Source organism: Microbacterium sp. P03 (assembly GCF_043556235.1).
In the GTDB taxonomy this organism is placed as follows: Bacteria; Actinomycetota; Actinomycetes; order Actinomycetales; family Microbacteriaceae; genus Microbacterium.
In genome coordinates, this window is sequence record NZ_JBIGIM010000005.1 from 46,100 (window position 1) to 64,400 (window position 18,301).

The window sequence follows — 18,301 nt, forward strand, 5'->3', positions numbered from 1 at the left end:
TGCGGGGAGGCCGGGATCAGATCTCGTCGATGGACGAGGACTCGAAGCGGCTGGAGATGTTGATGCCGAGTTCTTCGGCTGCACGGAACGCGTCGTCGTCGGTGTCGCGGAGATTCACCGGCGTGCCGTCGGCCGAGAGGACCTCGACGTTCAGGCAGAGCGACTGCATCTCCTTCATGAGCACCTTGAACGACTCGGGGATGCCGGGCTCCTGGATGTTCTCGCCCTTGACGATCGCCTCGTAGACCTTGACTCGGCCGAGGATGTCGTCGGACTTGATCGTGAGGAGCTCCTGGAGGGCGTATGCCGCACCGTAGGCCTCGAGGGCCCACACCTCCATCTCGCCGAAGCGCTGACCACCGAACTGCGCCTTACCACCCAGCGGCTGCTGCGTAATCATCGAGTACGGACCCGTCGAGCGCGCGTGGATCTTGTCGTCGACGAGGTGGTGCAGCTTCAGGATGTACATGTAGCCGACCGAGACGGGTGCCGGGAACGGCTCGCCGGAGCGACCGTCGAACAGCAGCGTCTTGCCCGAGGAGTCGACCAGACGCTCACCGTCACGCGTGAGGGTCGTGGAGTCGAGCAGACCCGCGATCTCGTCCTCGCGCGTTCCGTCGAACACCGGGGTCGCGACCTTGGTGCCGGCGGGTGCCGAGAAGGCAGCCTCCGGAAGGTGAGCCGCCCACTCGGGGTTGCCCTCGACCTTCCAGCCCTGCTTGGCGATCCATCCGAGGTGAAGCTCCAGCACCTGGCCGAAGTTCATGCGGCCGGGGATGCCGAGCGGGTTCAGGATGATGTCGACCGGCGTGCCGTCGGCCAGGAAGGGCATGTCCTCGATCGGGAGGATCTTGGCGATGACGCCCTTGTTGCCGTGACGACCCGCGAGCTTGTCGCCCTCGGTGATCTTGCGCTTCTGGGCGATGTAGACCACGACGCGGCGGTTGACGCCCGAGCCCAGCTCGTCGTCGCCGTCCTCGGCGTTGAACTCCTTGACCGCGATGATCGTGCCCTGCTCACCGTGGGGCACCTTCAGCGACGTGTCGCGGACTTCGCGGCTCTTCTCGTTGAAGATCGCGCGCAGCAGGCGCTCCTCGGCCGAAAGCTCGGTCTCGCCCTTCGGCGTGACCTTGCCGACGAGGATGTCGCCCGGGCGGACCTCGGCGCCGATGCGGATGATGCCGCGCTCGTCGAGGTCCTTCAGCAGGTCGGGGCTCACGTTCGGAAGATCACGGGTGATCTCCTCCTTGCCGAGCTTCGTGTCGCGGGCGTCGACCTCGTACTCCTCGATGTGGATCGAGGAGAGGGTGTCGTCCTTCACGAGGTTCTGGCTGAGGATGATCGCGTCCTCGAAGTTGTGGCCCTCCCAGGTCATGAATGCGACGAGGAGGTTCTTGCCGAGCGCGAGCTCGCCGTTCTCCGTCGCGGGACCGTCTGCGATGACCTCGCCGGCCTCGACGCGCTCGCCGGCCGAGACCACGACGCGCTGGTTGTAGCTCGTGCCCTGGTTGGACCGGTCGAACTTGCGCAGGAAGTAGTCCTGCGTGCCGCCCTCGTCGAGCTGGATGGTCACGACATCGGCCGAGACCTCGAGCACCACACCGGCCTTGTCGGCCGTGACGACGTCACCGGCGTCGACGGCCGCATAGCCCTCCATACCCGTTCCGACGATCGGCGACTCGCTGCGCAGCAGCGGGACCGCCTGACGCTGCATGTTCGCACCCATGAGGGCGCGGTTCGCATCGTCGTGCTCGAGGAAGGGGATGAGCGAGGTCGCGACCGACACCATCTGGCGCGGCGAGACGTCCATGTAGCCGATCTCGCCCGCCGGGAAGAGGTCGACCTCGCCGCCGTCGCCACGACGGGCCAGCACGCGCTCCTGCACGAAGTGGCCGTCGGCCTTCAGCTCGGCGCCGGCCTGGGCGACGATGTAGTCGTTCTCCTCGGAGGCGGTGAGGTAATCGATCTGCTCGGTGACCTTGCCGCTGACGACCTTGCGGTACGGCGTCTCGATGAAGCCGAACGCGTTGATCCGCGCGAACGAGGCGAGCGATCCGATCAGGCCGATGTTCGGGCCTTCGGGGGTCTCGATCGGGCACATGCGGCCGTAGTGCGAGGGGTGGACGTCACGGACCTCGACGCCTGCGCGCTCACGCGACAGACCACCGGGGCCGAGCGCCGAGAGGCGGCGCTTGTGGGTCAGACCCGCGAGCGGGTTGTTCTGGTCCATGAACTGGGACAGCTGCGACGTTCCGAAGAACTCCTTGATCGCGGCGACGACGGGGCGCACGTTGATCAGGGTCTGCGGCGTGATCGCCTCGATGTCCTGCGTGGTCATGCGCTCGCGGACGACGCGCTCCATGCGGGACAGACCGGTGCGGACCTGGTTCTGGATCAGCTCGCCGACCGCGCGGATGCGACGGTTGCCGAAGTTGTCGATGTCGTCGACCGTCATGCGGATGTCGGTCTTCTGACCGCCGCGGAGGCCCTCGAACGTCGCATCACCGCGGTGCAGGCGCACCAGGTACTTGATGGTCGCGACGATGTCCTCGACCGTCAGCACCGACTCGCTCAGCGGCGACTCGAGACCCAGCTTCTGGTTGATCTTGTAACGACCGACCTTCGCGAGGTCGTAGCGCTTGGAGTTGAAGTAGAAGTTGTCCAGCAGCGCGCGCGCTGCCTCGGCGGCGACCTGCTCGCCCGGACGGAGCTTGCGGTAGATGTCGCGGAGCGCGTCTTCCTTCGTGAGGATCGTGTCCTTCGACAGCGTCTCCTCGATCGAGTCGAAGCCGGCGAACTCGGCCATGATGTCTTCGCTGGAGAGGCCCAGGGCCTTCAGGAACACCGTGACGGACTGCTTGCGCTTGCGGTCGATGCGAACGCCGACCTGATCGCGCTTGTCGATCTCGAACTCGAGCCACGCACCGCGGCTCGGGATGACGCGCGCCGAGACGATGTCCTTGTCGGACGTCTTGTCGGGGGTCTTGTCGAAGTAGACACCGGGCGAACGCACGAGCTGCGACACGACGACACGCTCGGTGCCGTTGATGATGAACGTGCCCTTGGCGGTCTGGAGCGGGAAGTCGCCCATGAAGACCGTCTGGGTCTTGATCTCACCGGTCTGGTGGTTCATGAACTCGGCCTCGACGTACAGCGGCGCGGCGTAGGTCTTGCCGCGCTCCTTGCACTCCTCGATCGAGTACTTCTCCGGCTCGAGATACGGGTTCGTGAAGCTCAGCTGCATCGTCTCGCTGAGGTCCTCGATCGGAGAGATCTCCTCGAAGATCTCCTCGAGACCGCTGATCTCGGGAACATCGGTGCGTCCGATGGCTTTCGCCTCCGCAACGCGCGTCTTCCAGAGCTCATTGCCGACGAGCCAGTCGAAAGACTCTGTCTGCAGCGCGAGGAGGTCGGGGACCTCCAGCGTGTCGGAGATCTTGGCGAACGAGAGGCGAGAAGCGCCTCGGCCGTTCTTGTTGGTGGTGGGGTTGGTTGCGTTGGGCGCAGCAGCCAAGGGATAACCTCCATGGGCCCGAGTAGGGCCCTGTTTCCTTGTCGTCAGGTGGAGTGCTCAGATCATTCCCGTGCCCTCACAACACACGCCGTGACTTCCCAACGGGGGTGCGAGGGCGCAGCCGACCACCATATGAAGACAGGGGGAATGGGAGCGCAAAGAACAACTATACGGCGGATGACCCGCCGTGTCCAGTCGGGTCCTTGACGAGTGCGAATGACTGCGGTATAACCGCGCGGAACCGCGGAAATACGCGGCGTCCACCGGTCACCGGTCGACCCTGGCGTGGACGAAGCGCAGCCGTGTGCCCGGCCTGACCTGCCCGAGGGCGTCGAGCGAAGCATCCGCCACCACCGCGATGACGGGGTAGCCGCCGGTCACCGGACCGTCCGCGAGGAGGATCGTCGGCCGCCCGCCCGGGGGCACCTGGAGTGCACCGGGCACCATCCCCTCGCTCGGAAGCTCGTCCGTCCGCGCCCGCTCCAGCGCGGGTCCGTCGAGGCGGACACCGACGCGATCGGCTTTGTCCGAGGCGGTCCACACCGTGTCGTAGAGAACGTGCAGGGCGGATGCCGAGAACCAGTCGGAGCGCGGTCCGGGGGCGAGCCCGATCCGCACGTCGTCGTCGACGGGCGCTCCCCACGGGGCGAGGACGGAGGGCGGGATGGGGAGGACGACCTCCTCGGCGAGCGCGATGTGGTCGCCGGGCCGCAGCGCTCCGGGACCGATGCCCGCCAGCAGGTCGGTCGCACGCGAGCCCAGCACGCGTGGAGCGTCGAGACCGCCTCGGATCGCGAGGTACGCACGGCTGCCGTGCGCGAACCGGTCCACGTCGAGAAGCCCGCCCTGGGGCCAGGGGTGCGCCTCGTAGGGATCGAGGGGTCGGCCGTCCAGGCGGAGAGCGCCCCACGCGCCGGTGACCGCGAACCACAGGTCGCGGACGGCCGTCGCGCGGAACCCGCCCATCGTGACTTCGATCGCAGCCGCCCCCTCGTGGTTGCCGAGGAGGCGATTCGCGGTGCGGAGAGCGCCACGGTCGAGGGCCCCCGAGCGCGCGACGCCGAGCGATGCCGAGCCCGGCCGGCCGAGGTCCTGGATCGTCGCGAGAAGACCGGGCGCGTCGACACGGAGGGCAGGCGTGCCGCCATCGAGCCGGTTCACGGCTCGTCGACCCGGCGGAAGCGCACCGACATTCCCGGAGCGAGCAGCGTCGGGGACGAGGCATCCGGATCGAACAGGCGCGCGGTGGTCGACCCGATCAGTCGCCAGCCTCCCGGAGTCGCTCGCGGATACGCCCCGGTGAATTCACCGGCGAGACCCACCGCTCCCGGCGGAACGTGCGTGCGGGGTGTCGGAAGGCGGGGCACGTCGAAGGTCCAGTCCGCGCTGACGAGGTACCCGAATCCCGGCGCGAAGCCGGTGAAGGCGACGGTCCACCGGGCGGTCCGGTGCGCATCGATGAGCGCGGGAGGCGTGATGCCCAGCAGCAGGGCGGTGTCGGCGAGGTCGGCACCGTCGTAGCGGACGTCGATCGTGACGACGCGGGCGGGCTCCTCCGCCGTCATCACCCGCGACTCCGGAGCGGAGCCGATCCATGCGCGCACCGCCGTGGCGGAGATTTGCGCGGGGTCGAACGAGACGAGGACCGTGCGAGCGGCCGGCACCAGGTCGACGACGCCCCCGGGACGGGAGGGCATCAGGCGTGCGTGCAGCGCGAGCACCTCGCTCAGGGATGGGAGCTCCGCCAGCACGGCGCGCTCCCCCATGGGCAGCAGCACCGGGGTGGTCACGCCGGTACGGCCGTCCTTCACCACGGGGCCCTCACCTCGATCCCCGCCGCGTCGAGCGCGTGACGGACCGCGCGTGCCATCGCCACGGCGTCGGGGGTGTCTCCGTGCAGGCAGAGGGACGCGGCATCCGTCTCGATCCATGATCCGTCGACGGCCATCACCTCGCCGTCGGACGCCAACCGCAGCGCGCGCTCCGCAACGATCTCGGGGTCGCGGAGCAGCGCTCCGGGGGTGTTGCGCGGGATCAGCCCGCCGTCGGGGGCGTACCCGCGATCGAGGAAGGCTTCGCGGACGAACGGCACCCCCGCAGCGGCGGCGGCGGTGGCGATCCGACCGACGAGCCCGAGGATCGGCAGCGTCCGGCCGAGCCGGTCCGCGACATCGGCGACCGCCGCGACGACGGCATCGGCCTGCCCCGGATCGACGGTGACGGCATGGTAGAGCGCGCCGTGCGGTTTGACGTAGCGGAGGTCGGCGCCCGCAGCGATCAGACCGTCGAGCTGACGCGTCACGGCTCTGCGCAGCACGAGCGGGTCGACCCGGTGGGCGATGCGCCCGAAGTTCGCCCTGTCCTCGTAGGCCGGATGCGCACCGACGGCCACTCCGGCGCGCGCGGCGGCGGCCACCGCCGAGCGCATGGATGCGGCATCCCCCGCGTGGCCTCCGCACGCGATGCTCGCACTCGAGATGACGGCGAACATCGCCTCGTCGTCGGCCGTCGGCACACCGTCGACGGTCTCGCCGAGGTCGGCGTTCAGGTCGATCGGGCGCATGGGTCCAGGCTAGCGACGTCGATTCCGGGACCTCTCGGTGGCGCGTGACGTCTACCGTGGAGCCATGGCCAGAGCCCGCGTCATCGAGAGCGAACACCCCCAGACGCGTCTGAGCGACGGGACGATCGCGCGCATCGTGCCGTCGGGATTCACCACGGGGTTCGAACTCGACGTCGACGGGACTCCGCAATCGCACGTCGACCTCGACGACCCCACGCATCTGCACTTCGAATACGTCGCCCGGATGGGCGCGGTCATCGACCAGCTGCGGCTTCCCGGCCAACCCCTGACCGCCGTGCACCTCGGCGCCGGCGCCCTGACGATCCCCCGCTACATCGAGGCGACCAGGCCGGGTTCGCGGCAGCAGGTCATCGAACTGGAACAGGCGCTCGTCGACCTCGTCAAGGCGCAGCTGCCCCTCCCCCGCGGGGCGGCCATCCGCACGCGTATCGGAGATGCCCGCGCCGGCGTCGGCCGCCTTCCCGACGCCCTCACCGGCGCCGTCGACCTGCTCGTGTCGGACGTGTACTCCGGCTCGCAGACCCCCGCCCATCTGACGTCGATCGAGTTCTACCGGGCGGCGGCCGACCTGCTCGCTCCCGAGGGAGTGCTGCTCGTGAACGTCGCGGACGGCGCCGGACTCGCGTTCGCCCGTCGTCAGGTCGCGACCGTCCAGGCGGTGCTTCCGCACGTCGTCGTGCTGGCCGAGGTCCAGGTGCTGAAGGGCCGTCGGTTCGGGAACCTCGTGGTCGCGGCATCCGATACTGCCCTCCCGACGCAGTGGCTGCCGCGGCTCATGGCGGCGGGGCCGCATCCGGCGAAAGTCGCGCAGGGCGCCGAGGTGCGCGAGTTCACGCGCGGCGCGCTGCCGGTGACGGACGCCGACGCGACGCCGTCACCGAAGCCCGCGGCATCCCTGTTCGAACGCTGATCGGGACGACACGCCGAAGAACGTGCAGAGCGGATGCCGCGCCCGGCGTGCCCTCGAGGATCGTCCGGCCTTCCGGGGCAGACTGGACCGGCGTTCATCCACGCGCGAAGGGAATCGACGGTGAGCTTTATCCACGGGTACGACCAGGACACCCTGCGGGAGATCGTCGACGAGCGGGAGTGCGCAGCACGCCTCGAGGAGATCGGCGAGCAGCGGAGTCTGCCTGCCCTGCTCGAGCGCGTCTGGCTGCTCAAGGTGCTCGGCCGTCTCGAAGACTCCCTGGTGATCTCCGAGCAGTCGGTGCGGGTGGCCCGCATGGCGGGCACGCGCAAGGATCTTCTCCGCGCCCGCATCCTGCACGCCTCCGTACAGCATTTCCGCGGCGCGTACGCGGCCGCCGAGCAGGAGCTGACGATGTGCGCCGACGAGGCCGAAGGCCAGAACTGGTCGGGCATCGCCGCGTTCGCTTATCAGCAGCGCGGGAAGATGTTCTTCGACGCCGGCGACTTCGAGGCTGCCCGTGCGGACTTCAAGCGCACACTGTTCCTGCGCCAGGAGTCGGGTGCCACGGATGCGCAGCTCGAGTCGACGCTGATGGCCGTCGACGCGGCGGACCGACGCCGCACCCGTACATTCGCCGCCAGCTGACCCGAGTGTCGTAGGTACGTTCTAGCCTTGTGACATGTCGGAACTGCATCGTGTGCGCCACTGGGCCGAGGCGCTGATCGCCCAGCACCTGGACTCGTCGTGGTCGTTCGCGTTCGACAACGCGAAACGCCGCGCCGGGCAGTGCGACTACACCCGTAAGCGCATCAGTGTCTCTCGGTACCTCACGGCACGTTACGACGACGACACGAACCACCAGACGCTGCTGCACGAGGTCGCCCACGCCCTGGCCGGCGCCCCCGCGGCACACGGCCCGACGTGGAAGGCGATCGCCCGCGACCTCGGCTACGTCGGCGGTGTCACCCACCACGGTGAGACTGCCGTCGAGCTGGCTCCGTGGGTCGGCACGTGTCCGGCCGGCCACGTCGCCTACCGGCACCGCCGACCGAACCGACCGACGTCGTGCGTGAAGTGCGCGCCGAGATTCGACGACCGGTTCCTCTTCGCGTGGAGTCGCCGCGACATCTCGACGGCGACCCGACTGGCGGCGATGACGCCCCGCTGACGGGGCAGTTCGCTGATGGAGCGGTTCGGCGGGGCTGGGTCGGCGGGGATGGGTCGGCGGGGATAGGGCCGGGTCGCGGTCGGCCGCCGTGGCTCCGCGGTCGCACCCTCAGACCAGAGGCTCGAACACCCCCTCGCGGAGCACCGCCACCGCGGTGTCGGCGTCGACCTGTGCGGCGCGGGACACATCTTCGCCATGGCCGGCCGCCGCGAGTTCGCGGCCGGAGCCGCTCGCGCTCACGAGGTGCCGAGCCGCCCGACGGAGCGCACCAAAGGACTCCCCCGCGATCGCGGCCTCGGGCGAGCTGTGGTCGATGCCCCGCACGGCGAGCGCGTCGATGATCGCGCCGGCACCGAGCTGATCCTCGATCGCGAAGCGCACGGGGGCGGACGGTTTCCGCGAGACGAGCTCGCCCGCCGCGACGACGGCGACGCTCGTGCGCGCTCCGCGACGCACCTGCTCGTCGAGGATGGCGCGGGCGACCGCGGACGCGTTCCGCAAGCACCCGGCGAGGACGAGGGCCGATGGTCCGCCCCGCTCGGCCGCCGCAGCGGCGACGGCCGCACCGTTGATCGACGTCGCCCGAGCGTCGGAGAGGGCGACCGAGGCGCCTCGGGCCGCGGCATCCGTCACCGACGTCGAGAATCGGAGCACATCGACGACCACGACGACATCGGATGCCGCCAGCCGGCGCAGCCCGTCGACGCCCCACTCGAAGCGCACCTGGTAGGCGTGCTGGTCGAAGGCGATGGCTGTCTGCGGGGGCCGTTCGGACATCCTTCGAGCCTAAGACGTCGCCGAATGCCCCGCCGTCGGGGCCGGGTGCGGCGCGGTGCCGGGCGGGTGCCGGGGTACCGGCGAGCGCACGAGGTCGCGCCGAATGCCTGGGTTCACGGCGCACCGACGTCGTCCACTCGGCGGCGGACCGTGCGTTCAACGGGTGGGCACCGGGCGGTGGATCCCGTCGGATCGGGTCTGCCGGGTCAGACGGGGAGCGCCTGCGCGACCCGCCTGCGATGCCGATGCGAGACTGGAGTCATGCGCATCCTTTTGAAATTCGTGATCGACTGCGATGCGGATGCGGCGTGGCGCGCTCTGCATTCCCCGAGCGCCGTCGGCGAACTGTACGGTCCGTTCCTCGAGCTGGCGGCGCTCGACCCGAAGGGCCTGCCTTCGTCGTTCACTCCGGGAACCGACGTTCCCGTGGAGATGTCCTTCGCCGGAGTGCCGATGGGCCGCCAGCTCATCCACGCCAGCGACCGCTTCACACGCGATTCCCGCGGTGACGTGCGCATCTTCCGCGACAGCGGGATGCCTCTGACCGGCGCGCTCGGGACCCTCGACGTCTGGGACCACCAGATGGCGATCTCGCCGGCGCCGGGCGATCCGAGCAAGACGCTGTGGCGCGACCGTCTCACGATCGGCGGGGCGACCGCGCCGGTCCTCTGGCCCGTGCTCTGGGCGGTCTGGCAGTGGCGCGAAGCGCGCGTGAAGGCGCTCGCCCCGACGTGGGCGTACGACCCCGAGTCCGACGTCTCGATCGCCGACGACTGAGGGCCCCCAGCTGCTGGCCCGGTGCTGCCCGGCCGGGTGCTGCCCGGCGCGGCGGCGCGGCCCGGCGGCGCGGCCCGGTGTTTCCAGGGCGGCACGGCCGGACGCTTGGCGGTGCGGTGCGGCGCGAACGGTCGCGACACGCCGTTGCCGCCGATACCCCGACGTAGGACACGGCATGTCGCGACCGTTCGCGAGGCCTTGGCCGGGGCCCGGGTGGGGGGCAGGCGAGCGCGGGCGCCGGGGCACCCGCGCCCCGGGCTACTCGGCCAGCGCCGCCACCGGGGTGACCCTGGTGGCCAGGCGGGTCGGGACGACGGCGGCGATCAGGGTCAGCACCGCGGCTGCCACGACGATGCCGAGGATCGTCCACCCCGGGATCGACGGAGCGACGAGCGTGCCGGCGGGCGAGGCATCCGGGCTCAGCTTCACCGAGCCGAGCAGGGACTGCGCCCCCGCCCACCCGTAGACCGTGCCGAGCACGAGGCCCGTCACCACGGCGGCCGCCGTCAAGTGGGCGGCCTCGCGCAGCACCATTCCGCGCACCTGACCCGACGCCAGGCCGAGCGCGCGCAGCAGACCGAGCTCGCGGCGGCGCTGCAGGATGCTCAGCGTGAGGAGGTTGACCAGCCCGACGGCGGCGATCACGGCACTCACGCCGATCAGAGCGGTCACGATGCCCGTGAACGTGTTCATCACGGTCTCCATCTCGGCGGGGAGCTCCCCGCCGGCCGAGGCCGCGATCACCGACTTCGTCGACTCGAGCGCCACGGCGAACATCGTGATCAGGGTGACTCCGATGACCAGTCCCATCGTCATGCGGGACGACCGCTCGGGGCTGCGGCGCGCATTCGCCGCGGCGAGGCGGGCGGGCGCCGAACGACCCAGCAGGCGGCCGACCGCACTCAGCACCGGCGGCATCAGCATCGTCGAGCCGAGGATGAGGCCGGTGAACGACAGGACACCGCCCGCGAAGGAGACCAGTACGCCGGTGGGCGACGTGAGGCCCACCACGATCCCGACGGCCAGCAGGGCCGCGCCCGCGACGAACAGCGCGATCGCGATCAGGTTGCGGCCCGTTCGACGCACCAGCTCCGCCGAGGACGACTCGACCGATTCGCCGAGCGCCTGCAGCGGAGTGACCGTGAGGACGCGACGGGATCCGACCCACGCGGCCCCCCACGTCGTGAGGGCGACCACGGCGGCCGGCACGAGCAGGTCTCCGCGCACGAGCTCGTACGCCACTGCGGGCGCCCCGAGCGCCGGCCCGCCCCAGCCGATGAACGCCGCCGCGACCGCCGTGCCCAGCACCAGACCGATCATCGCCCCGATGGTGCCGACGATGAGTCCCTGGCGTGCGACCTCCCTGCGCTGCGACGCGGCCGAGGCCCCGATCAGACGCAGCAGTGCGATGCGGCGCGTGCGCCCGGCCACGACGGTCGCGAAGGTGTTCGCCGTCACGATGGCGCCGACGTACACGGAGACCGCGACGAACAGGAACGACAGGATGCTCAGCACCAGGGCGAGGGTCCCGCTGTCGCCCATGTACGGATCGGCGCGCATCACGGCTCCGATCCATCCGGTCGTGCTGATCAGCACCACTCCGAACGCGCTCGAGATCCCCGAGACGATGACGCTCGCCCCCATCCCCCGCTCCCGCAACCACCCCATTCGTGCGGATGCCGCGGGGCGGGGCATCCGCGTCGATACGGTGCGCGCGCCCGGGCCGGCGGATGTCGCCGCGCTCATGCCGCGACCTCGCTCTGCAGCATGTACGCGGAGATCTCGGCGGCGCTCTGTCGCGGCTTGTCGGCGACGATGCGCCCATCGCCGAGGAACAGCACGCGGTCGGCGTGGCTCGCCGCGATCGGGTCGTGCGTGACCATCGCGATCGACTGGCCGTCGCGACTGGCCGCCGCGAGGAGTGCGAGGACCTCGCGGCCGGACCGCGAATCGAGGTTGCCGGTCGGCTCGTCGGCGAACACGAGATCGGGCGCCGTCGCGAGCGCGCGGGCGATCGCCACGCGCTGCTGCTGGCCGCCGCTGAGCTCGTGCGGTCGATGACGCAGGCGGTCGGCGAGCCCGAGCGACTCGACGAGACCATCGATGCGCGCGCGTTCGATCGCGCTCGGTCGCCGCCCGTCGAGGTCGAACGGAAGGCTGATGTTCTCACGGACATCGAGTGTCGGAACCAGGTTGAACGCCTGGAAGACGAACCCGACCCGTCTGCGACGAAGGACCGTCAGCTCGAGGTCGCTGAGCCCGGTGATGTCGGTGTCGCCGATCCATGCGCGGCCCGAGCTCGGCGCATCGAGCCCCGCCATGATGTGCATGAGCGTGGACTTCCCCGACCCGGACGGTCCCATGATCGCGGTGAACTCGCCCCGGCGGATGCCGACCGAGACGTCGTCGAGGGCGCGCACGGCGCCCGCCGCCGTGCCGGCGCTGCCGTAGGTCTTCGTGAGGTGCTGGACGTGGGCGGCGAGCCCGAGGTCGCTGGATGTGATCTGCATGACTCGACGCTACGAAGACGGCCCACTGCCGCGCGTCCGCCGTCAGGGTCATCCGCCTACATCGCAGGGATGACGTTGCCGCTGCTCACCCGCAGGTCGCGAGACCGAGATCCACCTTGAGCTGCACCACGCGGGTCGCCGCGTCCGTCACCTTCGCCGCGAAGGCGGGATCTGCCATCGCCGCCACGAGCGAGTCGTGGAACGGCCCGACGGCCGCCGGATCGGCGGTGAGCGCGAGATCGCCCCCCGCTCCGACGAAAGCGGTGGCCCGGTCGGTGACGGGTGTCGAGGCGACGGATGCCGCGACGCCGATGTCGTCGCTGATCACCACGCCGTCGAAGCCGACCTGGCCGCGCAGGAGCGACGTGATCACGGCGGCCGAGAACACCGCTTCGGTGGTGGGATCGATCTGCGTGTAGATCGCACTGCTGATCATGACCGCCGGGACCCCGGCGGCGATGCCCGCCGCGAACGGCTGGAGGTACGCGTCGGTCGAGGTCGTGACGTCGTCGGCCGTCCCGCTCGCCGTGAAGTCGGTGTTCCCGGTCACGCGCCCGAGTCCGGGAAAATGCTTGATCGTGGTGCCGACCCCCGCAGCGGCCATCGCGTCGACGACGGCGACGACATGGGATGCCACGGCCGTGGGGTCACTCGAGAACTGCCGGTTCAGTCCGCCGATCGGAGGATTGCCGCGCCCCAGGTCGGCCGGAACGGTGTCGGCCACAGGGGCGAGGTTGAGGTTGATCCCGGCGGCGCGGAGCTCGGCGGCCCACACGGTCGCCTGCGCCGCCAGCGTGGCGGGGTCGAGCGCGCCCTGCTGCACCGCGGAGGGGATGGCGGTGAAGCCCTCGCCGCGCAGCTGCTGCACGTCACCGCCCTCCTGGTCGGCGGCGATCAGGAGGCCGAGCCCGCCGGTCGCGGGACCCGCCAACGACTGCAGGTGCGTCGAGGCGGTCCGAGCGACGCTCATCCCGCCGTCCCACCCGCCCAGGAGGACGACTCCGGCGAGGTGGTACCGGGTGATCGCGTCGTCCAACAATGTGGGGTCTTCGTTATCGCCGAGTCCCACGATGATGAGCTGTCCCGCCTGCTCGTCCGGGGTGAGGCCGTCGACGATGCGCGCCGCGCAGGAGAGCGTCGGCGTCGGAGACGGAGTCGCGGTCGGGGACATCGTGCGGGAGTCGCTGGGCGACGCGCTCGCATCTCGCACGCTCTGCGGTGCGCACCCCGCCAGCACGAGAGCACCGATGGTCGCCGCGATCCCCAGAACGGTGCGGCGGAAAGTCACACGAGCGAGCCTAATCGCGGTCGTCTCGACGTCGGCCCGAGCCGGCGGGCGATCAGGCGAGCCCGTGCTCGAAGGCGAACACCACCAGCTGCACACGATCGCGCAGTGCGAGCTTTCCCAGGATGCGGCTGATGTGCGTCTTGACCGTCGCCTCGGAGAGGAACTCCCGCCCGGCGATCTCGGCGTTGGACAGCCCGCGTGCGGCCAGCGCGAAGATCTCGCGCTCACGCTCGGTGAGTGTGGCGAAAGCGGGCGGTACCGGGCGGGGCGCGGCATCCGAGAAGTGCGCGAACAGGTCGCGGGTGGCGGATGCCGCGATCACGGCCGAGCCCGCATGCACCGTGCGGATCGCCGCGAGAAGGAACTCGGGGTCGGCATCCTTGAGCAGGAATCCGCTCGCCCCCTGGCGGATCGCCCGTGCCGCCGCCTCATCGAGATCGAACGTCGTGAGCATGACCACGCGGGGCGGGTGGTCGTCCTTCAGCAGCTCGGCGGTCGCCGAGAGCCCGTCGAGGACAGGCATGCGGATGTCCATCAGCACGACGTCGGGCGCCGTCCTGCGCACGACCTCGATGGCCTGAGCGCCGTCGGCCGCCTCCCCGACGACGACGAGGTCGGACTGCGACTCGACCATCATCCTGATGCCGGCGCGGAACAGCGCCTGGTCGTCGACGAGGACGACGCGGATCACGTCGGCCCTCCGATCGGCAGGGTCGCGTGCACGAGGAAATCGTCACCGGTGCCCCTGGCCTGAAGCCGACCGCCCACGAGATTCGCGCGCTCGGTCATGCCGATCATGCCGTGCCCGCTGCGTCCGGGGGTCGTGCCGGCGGGAACACCGTTGCGCACGCGCAGATCGACACGATCGGCGTGCCAGGCCAGCGCGATGCGCACGGCGCGACCGTCCCCGTGGCGCAGCGCGTTCGTCAGCGCCTCCTGAAGGATCCGGTAGACCGCCAGCTGGACAGCGGCCGGCGGCTCGCCCGGCGGGGCCGGGTCGACGTCGACCTCGAGCGGCACCCCGGCGGACCGCACCCGCGCGTACAGCCCCTCGAGATCGGCCAGCATCGGCTGCGGCCCATCGCTCTGGATGTGCCGCAGTTGGGCGAGCAGCGTCCGAACATCGGCGAGCGCGGCTCGCGCCGTGGACGAGATGGTCGCCAGCGCCGCGGGGGCCGCATCGGGATCGGATGCCGCGGCGTAGCGCGCACCGTCCGCCTGGGCGATCACGACCGCGAGGGAGTGCGCCACGACGTCGTGCATGTCCCGCGCGATCGCGACCCGCTGCTGTTCGGCGATCGCCTCAGCCTCGGCGCGCTGCTGCGCCGCGCGCGTCACACGCGCCCCCCGCGTCGTGCGCACGAGCGCACCGACGGTCCAGGACAGGAGCAGGGCGAAGGTCGCGGCGATGTAGGTGACGGCCGCCAGGGTGATCGTGGACGGCGTGATGCCGACGCCGGTGAAGGTCGTCCCCAGGAAGATGTACAGCGAGATCACGAGCGCACCGACGAGGGCCGAGGCAAAACCGACCCAGAACACCAGTCGGCTGCCATATGCCGCCGTGACGTAGAGGACGGCGAAGATCGCGATGTTGCTCGGCTGGGGGTTCAATCCGAGGCTCATCTGCAGGATCGCACCGACCCACGCGATCGTCAGGGCGAGCGGCGGCGAGAGCCGGCGCACGGCCAGTGCTCCCGACATGAGCAGCGAGACCACGATCCCGCCGGCGTACCCGGCGGGCTGGTCCGCGGAGTGGAACACCAGGAATCCGAACGCGAGGAAGAAGACGATCGCCGCGACCGCGTCCAGGACGAGCTGAGTGCGGGTGAGGGGGCGGAACACGCTCTCACGCTACGCGAGCGCCCCCGCCGAGGCATCCGTCTGGAGATGTATCCGCGGCGGGCGCCCGGTCAGGCGGACGAGCGCGCCGGCACGATCGGACGGTTCTCGTAGAAGGTCTGCAGCACGATCGTGGTGCGCGTGTTCACGGCCGCGCTGGAACGGATGTCGCGGATCAGTGTTTCGAGTGCGCGCGGCGAACCCACCCGGGCGAACAGCATGTAGCTCGCGTCGCCGGCGATCGAGTGGCATGCCTCGATAGCGTCGAGGTGCGCGAGCCGGTCCGGTGCGTCGTCGGGCTGGCCGGGATCGAGAGGTGTGATCTCGATGAACGCCGACAGCGGCTTGCCGAGCGCTTCCGGGTCGAGCACCGGACGATAGCCGGTGATCACACCGCGGGTCTCGAGGCGACGGAGGCGTGCCTGCACGGCGGATACCGAGAGGCCGACGCCCTCGGACAGGTGTGCGAGCGTCGCCCGGCCGTCGGCGGAGATCTGCTCGAGGATCGACAGGTCGGTCGCGTCGAGCGGGTGTGCGCCCCGAACGCGGGCCTGCTCACGGGAGAGGGTCATGACCAGATGCTATCGCCCGGAGGCCCCACGACAGGAATATTTCCGGTGATCCAGCGAAGCACGGGCATTCTTCCTAGAGTGTCCGTGAACGCGCGATGACTCGTCGCAGCGTCGGACCCCCGCACCGCCCGGCCCGATCGGCCCCGGTGCCCTCGATCGGAGGTTGCCGTGCCCTTCCCCCCGACCAGCGAGCAGACCACGCAGACCGTCGTCGACACCTCCGAGGCGACGGCGACCGTGATGGACGTCGAGCGCTCGGCGGCCTGGATCGCACTCAAGGCGGCGGCGATCGCCCTGCAGGGCCTGCAGGCGAAGGACGGATCGGTGCCCGACACGGCCGCCCATCCGACCGCGCAGGCGCACGTCGATGTCATCGTCCGCGCCATCGACTCGCTCGCGCCCCTGTTCCCGCACGACGCGATGTACCTCTCGGCCTCCGGTGAGGACTTCCGCCGGTGGGCGGGCGCCGGCTTCGGCATCCCCGACTTCTACGATTCGCTGATCGCCTTCCAGCCGCAGAGGCACCGGATCGACGGCATCCGTCACCTGGTGATCTTCCCGATGTACACGCAGAACGGCTCCGCGAACCGCTTCGTCGAGGCCCTCATCGTCGAAGCGATCTGGCCGGAGTTCATCGCTCAGCTCGAGGCGGGCGACTACGGCAACAAGCTGTTCCTGTCGCTCAAGCTCATCGACTTCACCCCCGGATACGACACCAATTCGGCGGTGCTGTTCCCCGAGACGGTCGCGATGCGCGAGATCCCGACGTTCACCTGGGGGGCGATCTTCCAGGACCGCGAAGCGGCCCGCTACCGCCGTGTCGTCCGCGCCGCGGCCGACATCACCAAGCTCGAGCTGCCGGCGGAGGCCGCGCGCATGCTCGACGACCAGGAGTTGACCGAGCAGACGTTCGTGATGTGGGACATCATCCACGACCGCACCCATATGCGCGGCGACCTGCCGTTCGACCCCTTCATGATCAAGCAGCGGATGCCGTACTTCCTGTATTCGCTCGAGGAACTGCGCTGCGACCTCACCGCCTTCCGCGAGTCGGTCGCGATCCAGCAGCGTCTCACCGCCTGGGCCGAAGAATGCGATGAGCTCTCGACCACCGAGACGCAGATGCTCGAGCACGCCCGGCTGGTGCAGTACGCGGTCATCTTCGACCGGATCTTCCGCTTCGCGATCACGGGCTCGCGCGTACGCAACTACGACGGGCTCGGCGGTCAGCTGCTCTTCGCCTGGCTGCACCAGCGCGGCGTGCTGCACTGGACCGATACGGCACTGACCTTCGACTGGGACGGTGTCCCGGCGGCGGTCATCGCGCTCGGCGACGCGATCGACGAGCTCTACTGGCGCTCGATCGACCGCCCGAAGGCAGCGCACTGGCTGGCCGCCTACGACCTCGTGCGCACGACGCTCACCCCGCACCCCGCATCGCACTGGGCACGCGGGCTGCCCGACGACGTGCTCGCCGGGCCCGTCTCGGGCTACACGAACGCCGTGCTCGACGACGAGTTCCCGCTGTCGATGTTCTTCGAGGCCCTGGAGAAGAAGATGCGGCCCGTCATCGCATCGACCGAGGGGATCCGGGCCGGCGATGTCTGAGGACGGTGCGGCTCGCTCCGTCGGGTCTGCGGCCGGTGGCGGAGCTGCGGGCCGTCTCGTGCTCATCGCCGGCGCGACGAGCGCGGCAGGGCTCGCCTCCGCGGCCTCCCTCGTCGCCGCGGACGCCCGCGTCATCGCCGCCGGCCGCGATGCAGGCAAGCTCGACCGTCTGCGTGCATCGGTCGGCGACGAACGGCTGACCACCGAGGTGTGCGACCTGGGCAGCGAGTCGGAGGTGTCGGCGCTGGCGCAGCGTATCCGCGCCGCCCACGGACGGGTCGACGGGGTGCTCCACCTCGTCGGCGGGTGGCGCGGGGGCGGGGGGCTCGCCGGGCAGAGCGACGACGACTTCCGCTTCCTCGAAGGCTCGCTCACAGCGCTCCGACACGTGTCGCGCGCGTTCGACGATGACCTGAAGGCATCGGATGCCGCACGCCAGGCGATCGTCTCCTCGACCGCCGTCGCGCGTCCCCTCGCGGGCGGAGCGAACTACGCGGCCGTCAAGGCGGCGAGTGAAGCATGGACGCACGCCGTCGCGCAGGGGTTCGCGAAGACCGCCCGTGACGGCGGACGGCCGCTGGCAGCAGCATCCGTCATCTTCCGGGTGAAGGCACTTGCGGGGCTCGAAGGAGTTCTCGGCGCCGCGTTCGTCGGTCTGTGGGACGCACCTGCGGGGGACGTGAACGACTCCGTCGTCGAGCTGCACCCCGCCTGACGCGGCGGTCCCGCCCTACCCCAGGCGCCGGACGCC

17 protein-coding genes are annotated in these 18,301 nt (G+C 70.3%); 6 read left to right on the forward strand and 11 right to left on the reverse strand.

What is annotated here, in order from left to right; all coding sequences use genetic code 11:
- Positions 1–16: 16 nt before the first annotated feature.
- The 4 genes from rpoB to pxpA all read right to left on the reverse strand — a co-directional run bounded on the left by rpoB (position 17) and on the right by pxpA (position 6,077).
- Entirely contained in the window at positions 17–3,514 is a 3,498-nt protein-coding gene (gene rpoB / locus ACFXOO_RS13220) for a DNA-directed RNA polymerase subunit beta (RefSeq protein WP_378841579.1), read from the reverse strand.
- Positions 3,515–3,781: 267 nt separating this feature from the next.
- A complete protein-coding gene (locus ACFXOO_RS13225; protein WP_394563827.1) occupies positions 3,782–4,675 on the reverse strand; it encodes a biotin-dependent carboxyltransferase family protein in 894 nt (297 codons plus the stop codon).
- The gene (locus ACFXOO_RS13230; RefSeq protein WP_394563828.1) at positions 4,672–5,325 is read right to left on the reverse strand and encodes an allophanate hydrolase subunit 1; all 654 of its coding nucleotides are present in this window, start codon (positions 5,323–5,325) and stop codon (positions 4,672–4,674) included. The genes ACFXOO_RS13225 and ACFXOO_RS13230 overlap by 4 nt, the downstream gene beginning before the upstream one ends.
- Positions 5,322–6,077 (reverse strand): 5-oxoprolinase subunit PxpA, encoded by a 756-nt coding sequence (gene pxpA, locus ACFXOO_RS13235; protein ID WP_394563829.1) that lies wholly within the window; start codon positions 6,075–6,077, stop codon positions 5,322–5,324. Before pxpA ends, ACFXOO_RS13230 begins: the two co-directional genes overlap by 4 nt.
- A 64-nt stretch (positions 6,078–6,141) precedes the next feature.
- Here pxpA and ACFXOO_RS13240 point away from each other — a divergent pair, with 64 nt between their 5' ends.
- The 3 genes from ACFXOO_RS13240 (at position 6,142) to ACFXOO_RS13250 (ending at position 8,179) form a co-directional block, all read left to right on the forward strand.
- Positions 6,142–7,008, forward strand: coding sequence for a spermidine synthase (locus ACFXOO_RS13240; RefSeq protein ID WP_394563830.1), 867 nt, complete (start codon positions 6,142–6,144; stop codon positions 7,006–7,008).
- 120 nt (positions 7,009–7,128) lie between these two features.
- Positions 7,129–7,656, forward strand: coding sequence for a hypothetical protein (locus ACFXOO_RS13245; protein ID WP_394563832.1), 528 nt, complete (start codon positions 7,129–7,131; stop codon positions 7,654–7,656).
- A gap of 34 nt (positions 7,657–7,690) precedes the next feature.
- Entirely contained in the window at positions 7,691–8,179 is a 489-nt protein-coding gene (locus tag ACFXOO_RS13250; protein WP_378841591.1) for a SprT-like domain-containing protein, read from the forward strand.
- A 108-nt stretch (positions 8,180–8,287) separates the two neighbouring features.
- On the opposite strand, the gene ACFXOO_RS13255 is transcribed toward ACFXOO_RS13250, so the two are convergent.
- The gene (locus tag ACFXOO_RS13255) at positions 8,288–8,956 is read right to left on the reverse strand and encodes a 2-phosphosulfolactate phosphatase (RefSeq protein WP_394563833.1); all 669 of its coding nucleotides are present in this window, start codon (positions 8,954–8,956) and stop codon (positions 8,288–8,290) included.
- Between the two features lie 261 nt (positions 8,957–9,217).
- On the opposite strand from ACFXOO_RS13255, the gene ACFXOO_RS13260 reads away from it, so the two are divergent.
- The gene (locus tag ACFXOO_RS13260; protein WP_378841594.1) at positions 9,218–9,733 is read left to right on the forward strand and encodes a hypothetical protein; all 516 of its coding nucleotides are present in this window, start codon (positions 9,218–9,220) and stop codon (positions 9,731–9,733) included.
- A 258-nt stretch (positions 9,734–9,991) separates the two neighbouring features.
- Here the strand turns inward: ACFXOO_RS13260 and ACFXOO_RS13265 are convergent, their stop codons facing one another.
- The 6 genes from ACFXOO_RS13265 to ACFXOO_RS13290 all read right to left on the reverse strand — a co-directional run bounded on the left by ACFXOO_RS13265 (position 9,992) and on the right by ACFXOO_RS13290 (position 15,942).
- Positions 9,992–11,428 carry an FtsX-like permease family protein gene (locus tag ACFXOO_RS13265; RefSeq protein ID WP_394563920.1) on the reverse strand — a complete coding sequence of 479 codons (1,437 nt, stop codon included), beginning with the start codon at positions 11,426–11,428 and terminating at the stop codon, positions 9,992–9,994.
- Positions 11,429–11,475: 47 nt separating this feature from the next.
- On the reverse strand, positions 11,476–12,243 hold the full coding sequence (locus tag ACFXOO_RS13270; protein WP_378841596.1) for an ABC transporter ATP-binding protein: 768 nt from the start codon (positions 12,241–12,243) through the stop codon (positions 11,476–11,478).
- 85 nt (positions 12,244–12,328) lie between these two features.
- Positions 12,329–13,531, reverse strand: a complete 1,203-nt coding sequence (locus tag ACFXOO_RS13275) for a glycoside hydrolase family 3 N-terminal domain-containing protein (RefSeq protein WP_378841598.1) — start codon at positions 13,529–13,531, stop codon at positions 12,329–12,331.
- 52 nt (positions 13,532–13,583) lie between these two features.
- Complete coding sequence (locus ACFXOO_RS13280) at positions 13,584–14,222, reverse strand: response regulator (protein ID WP_378854286.1); 639 nt, start codon at positions 14,220–14,222, stop codon at positions 13,584–13,586.
- A complete protein-coding gene (locus ACFXOO_RS13285; RefSeq protein ID WP_378841602.1) occupies positions 14,219–15,373 on the reverse strand; it encodes a sensor histidine kinase in 1,155 nt (384 codons plus the stop codon). The genes ACFXOO_RS13280 and ACFXOO_RS13285 overlap by 4 nt, the downstream gene beginning before the upstream one ends.
- Positions 15,374–15,441: 68 nt before the next feature.
- The gene (locus ACFXOO_RS13290) at positions 15,442–15,942 is read right to left on the reverse strand and encodes an Lrp/AsnC family transcriptional regulator (RefSeq protein ID WP_378854282.1); all 501 of its coding nucleotides are present in this window, start codon (positions 15,940–15,942) and stop codon (positions 15,442–15,444) included.
- 240 nt (positions 15,943–16,182) lie between these two features.
- Here ACFXOO_RS13290 and ACFXOO_RS13295 point away from each other — a divergent pair, with 240 nt between their 5' ends.
- Together ACFXOO_RS13295 and ACFXOO_RS13300 are read left to right on the forward strand one after the other, a co-directional pair.
- Positions 16,183–17,550 (forward strand): DUF6421 family protein, encoded by a 1,368-nt coding sequence (locus tag ACFXOO_RS13295; protein WP_394563921.1) that lies wholly within the window; start codon positions 16,183–16,185, stop codon positions 17,548–17,550.
- Complete coding sequence (locus ACFXOO_RS13300) at positions 17,543–18,265, forward strand: SDR family oxidoreductase (protein WP_378854280.1); 723 nt, start codon at positions 17,543–17,545, stop codon at positions 18,263–18,265. The genes ACFXOO_RS13295 and ACFXOO_RS13300 overlap by 8 nt, the downstream gene beginning before the upstream one ends.
- Positions 18,266–18,301: the final 36 nt, after the last annotated feature.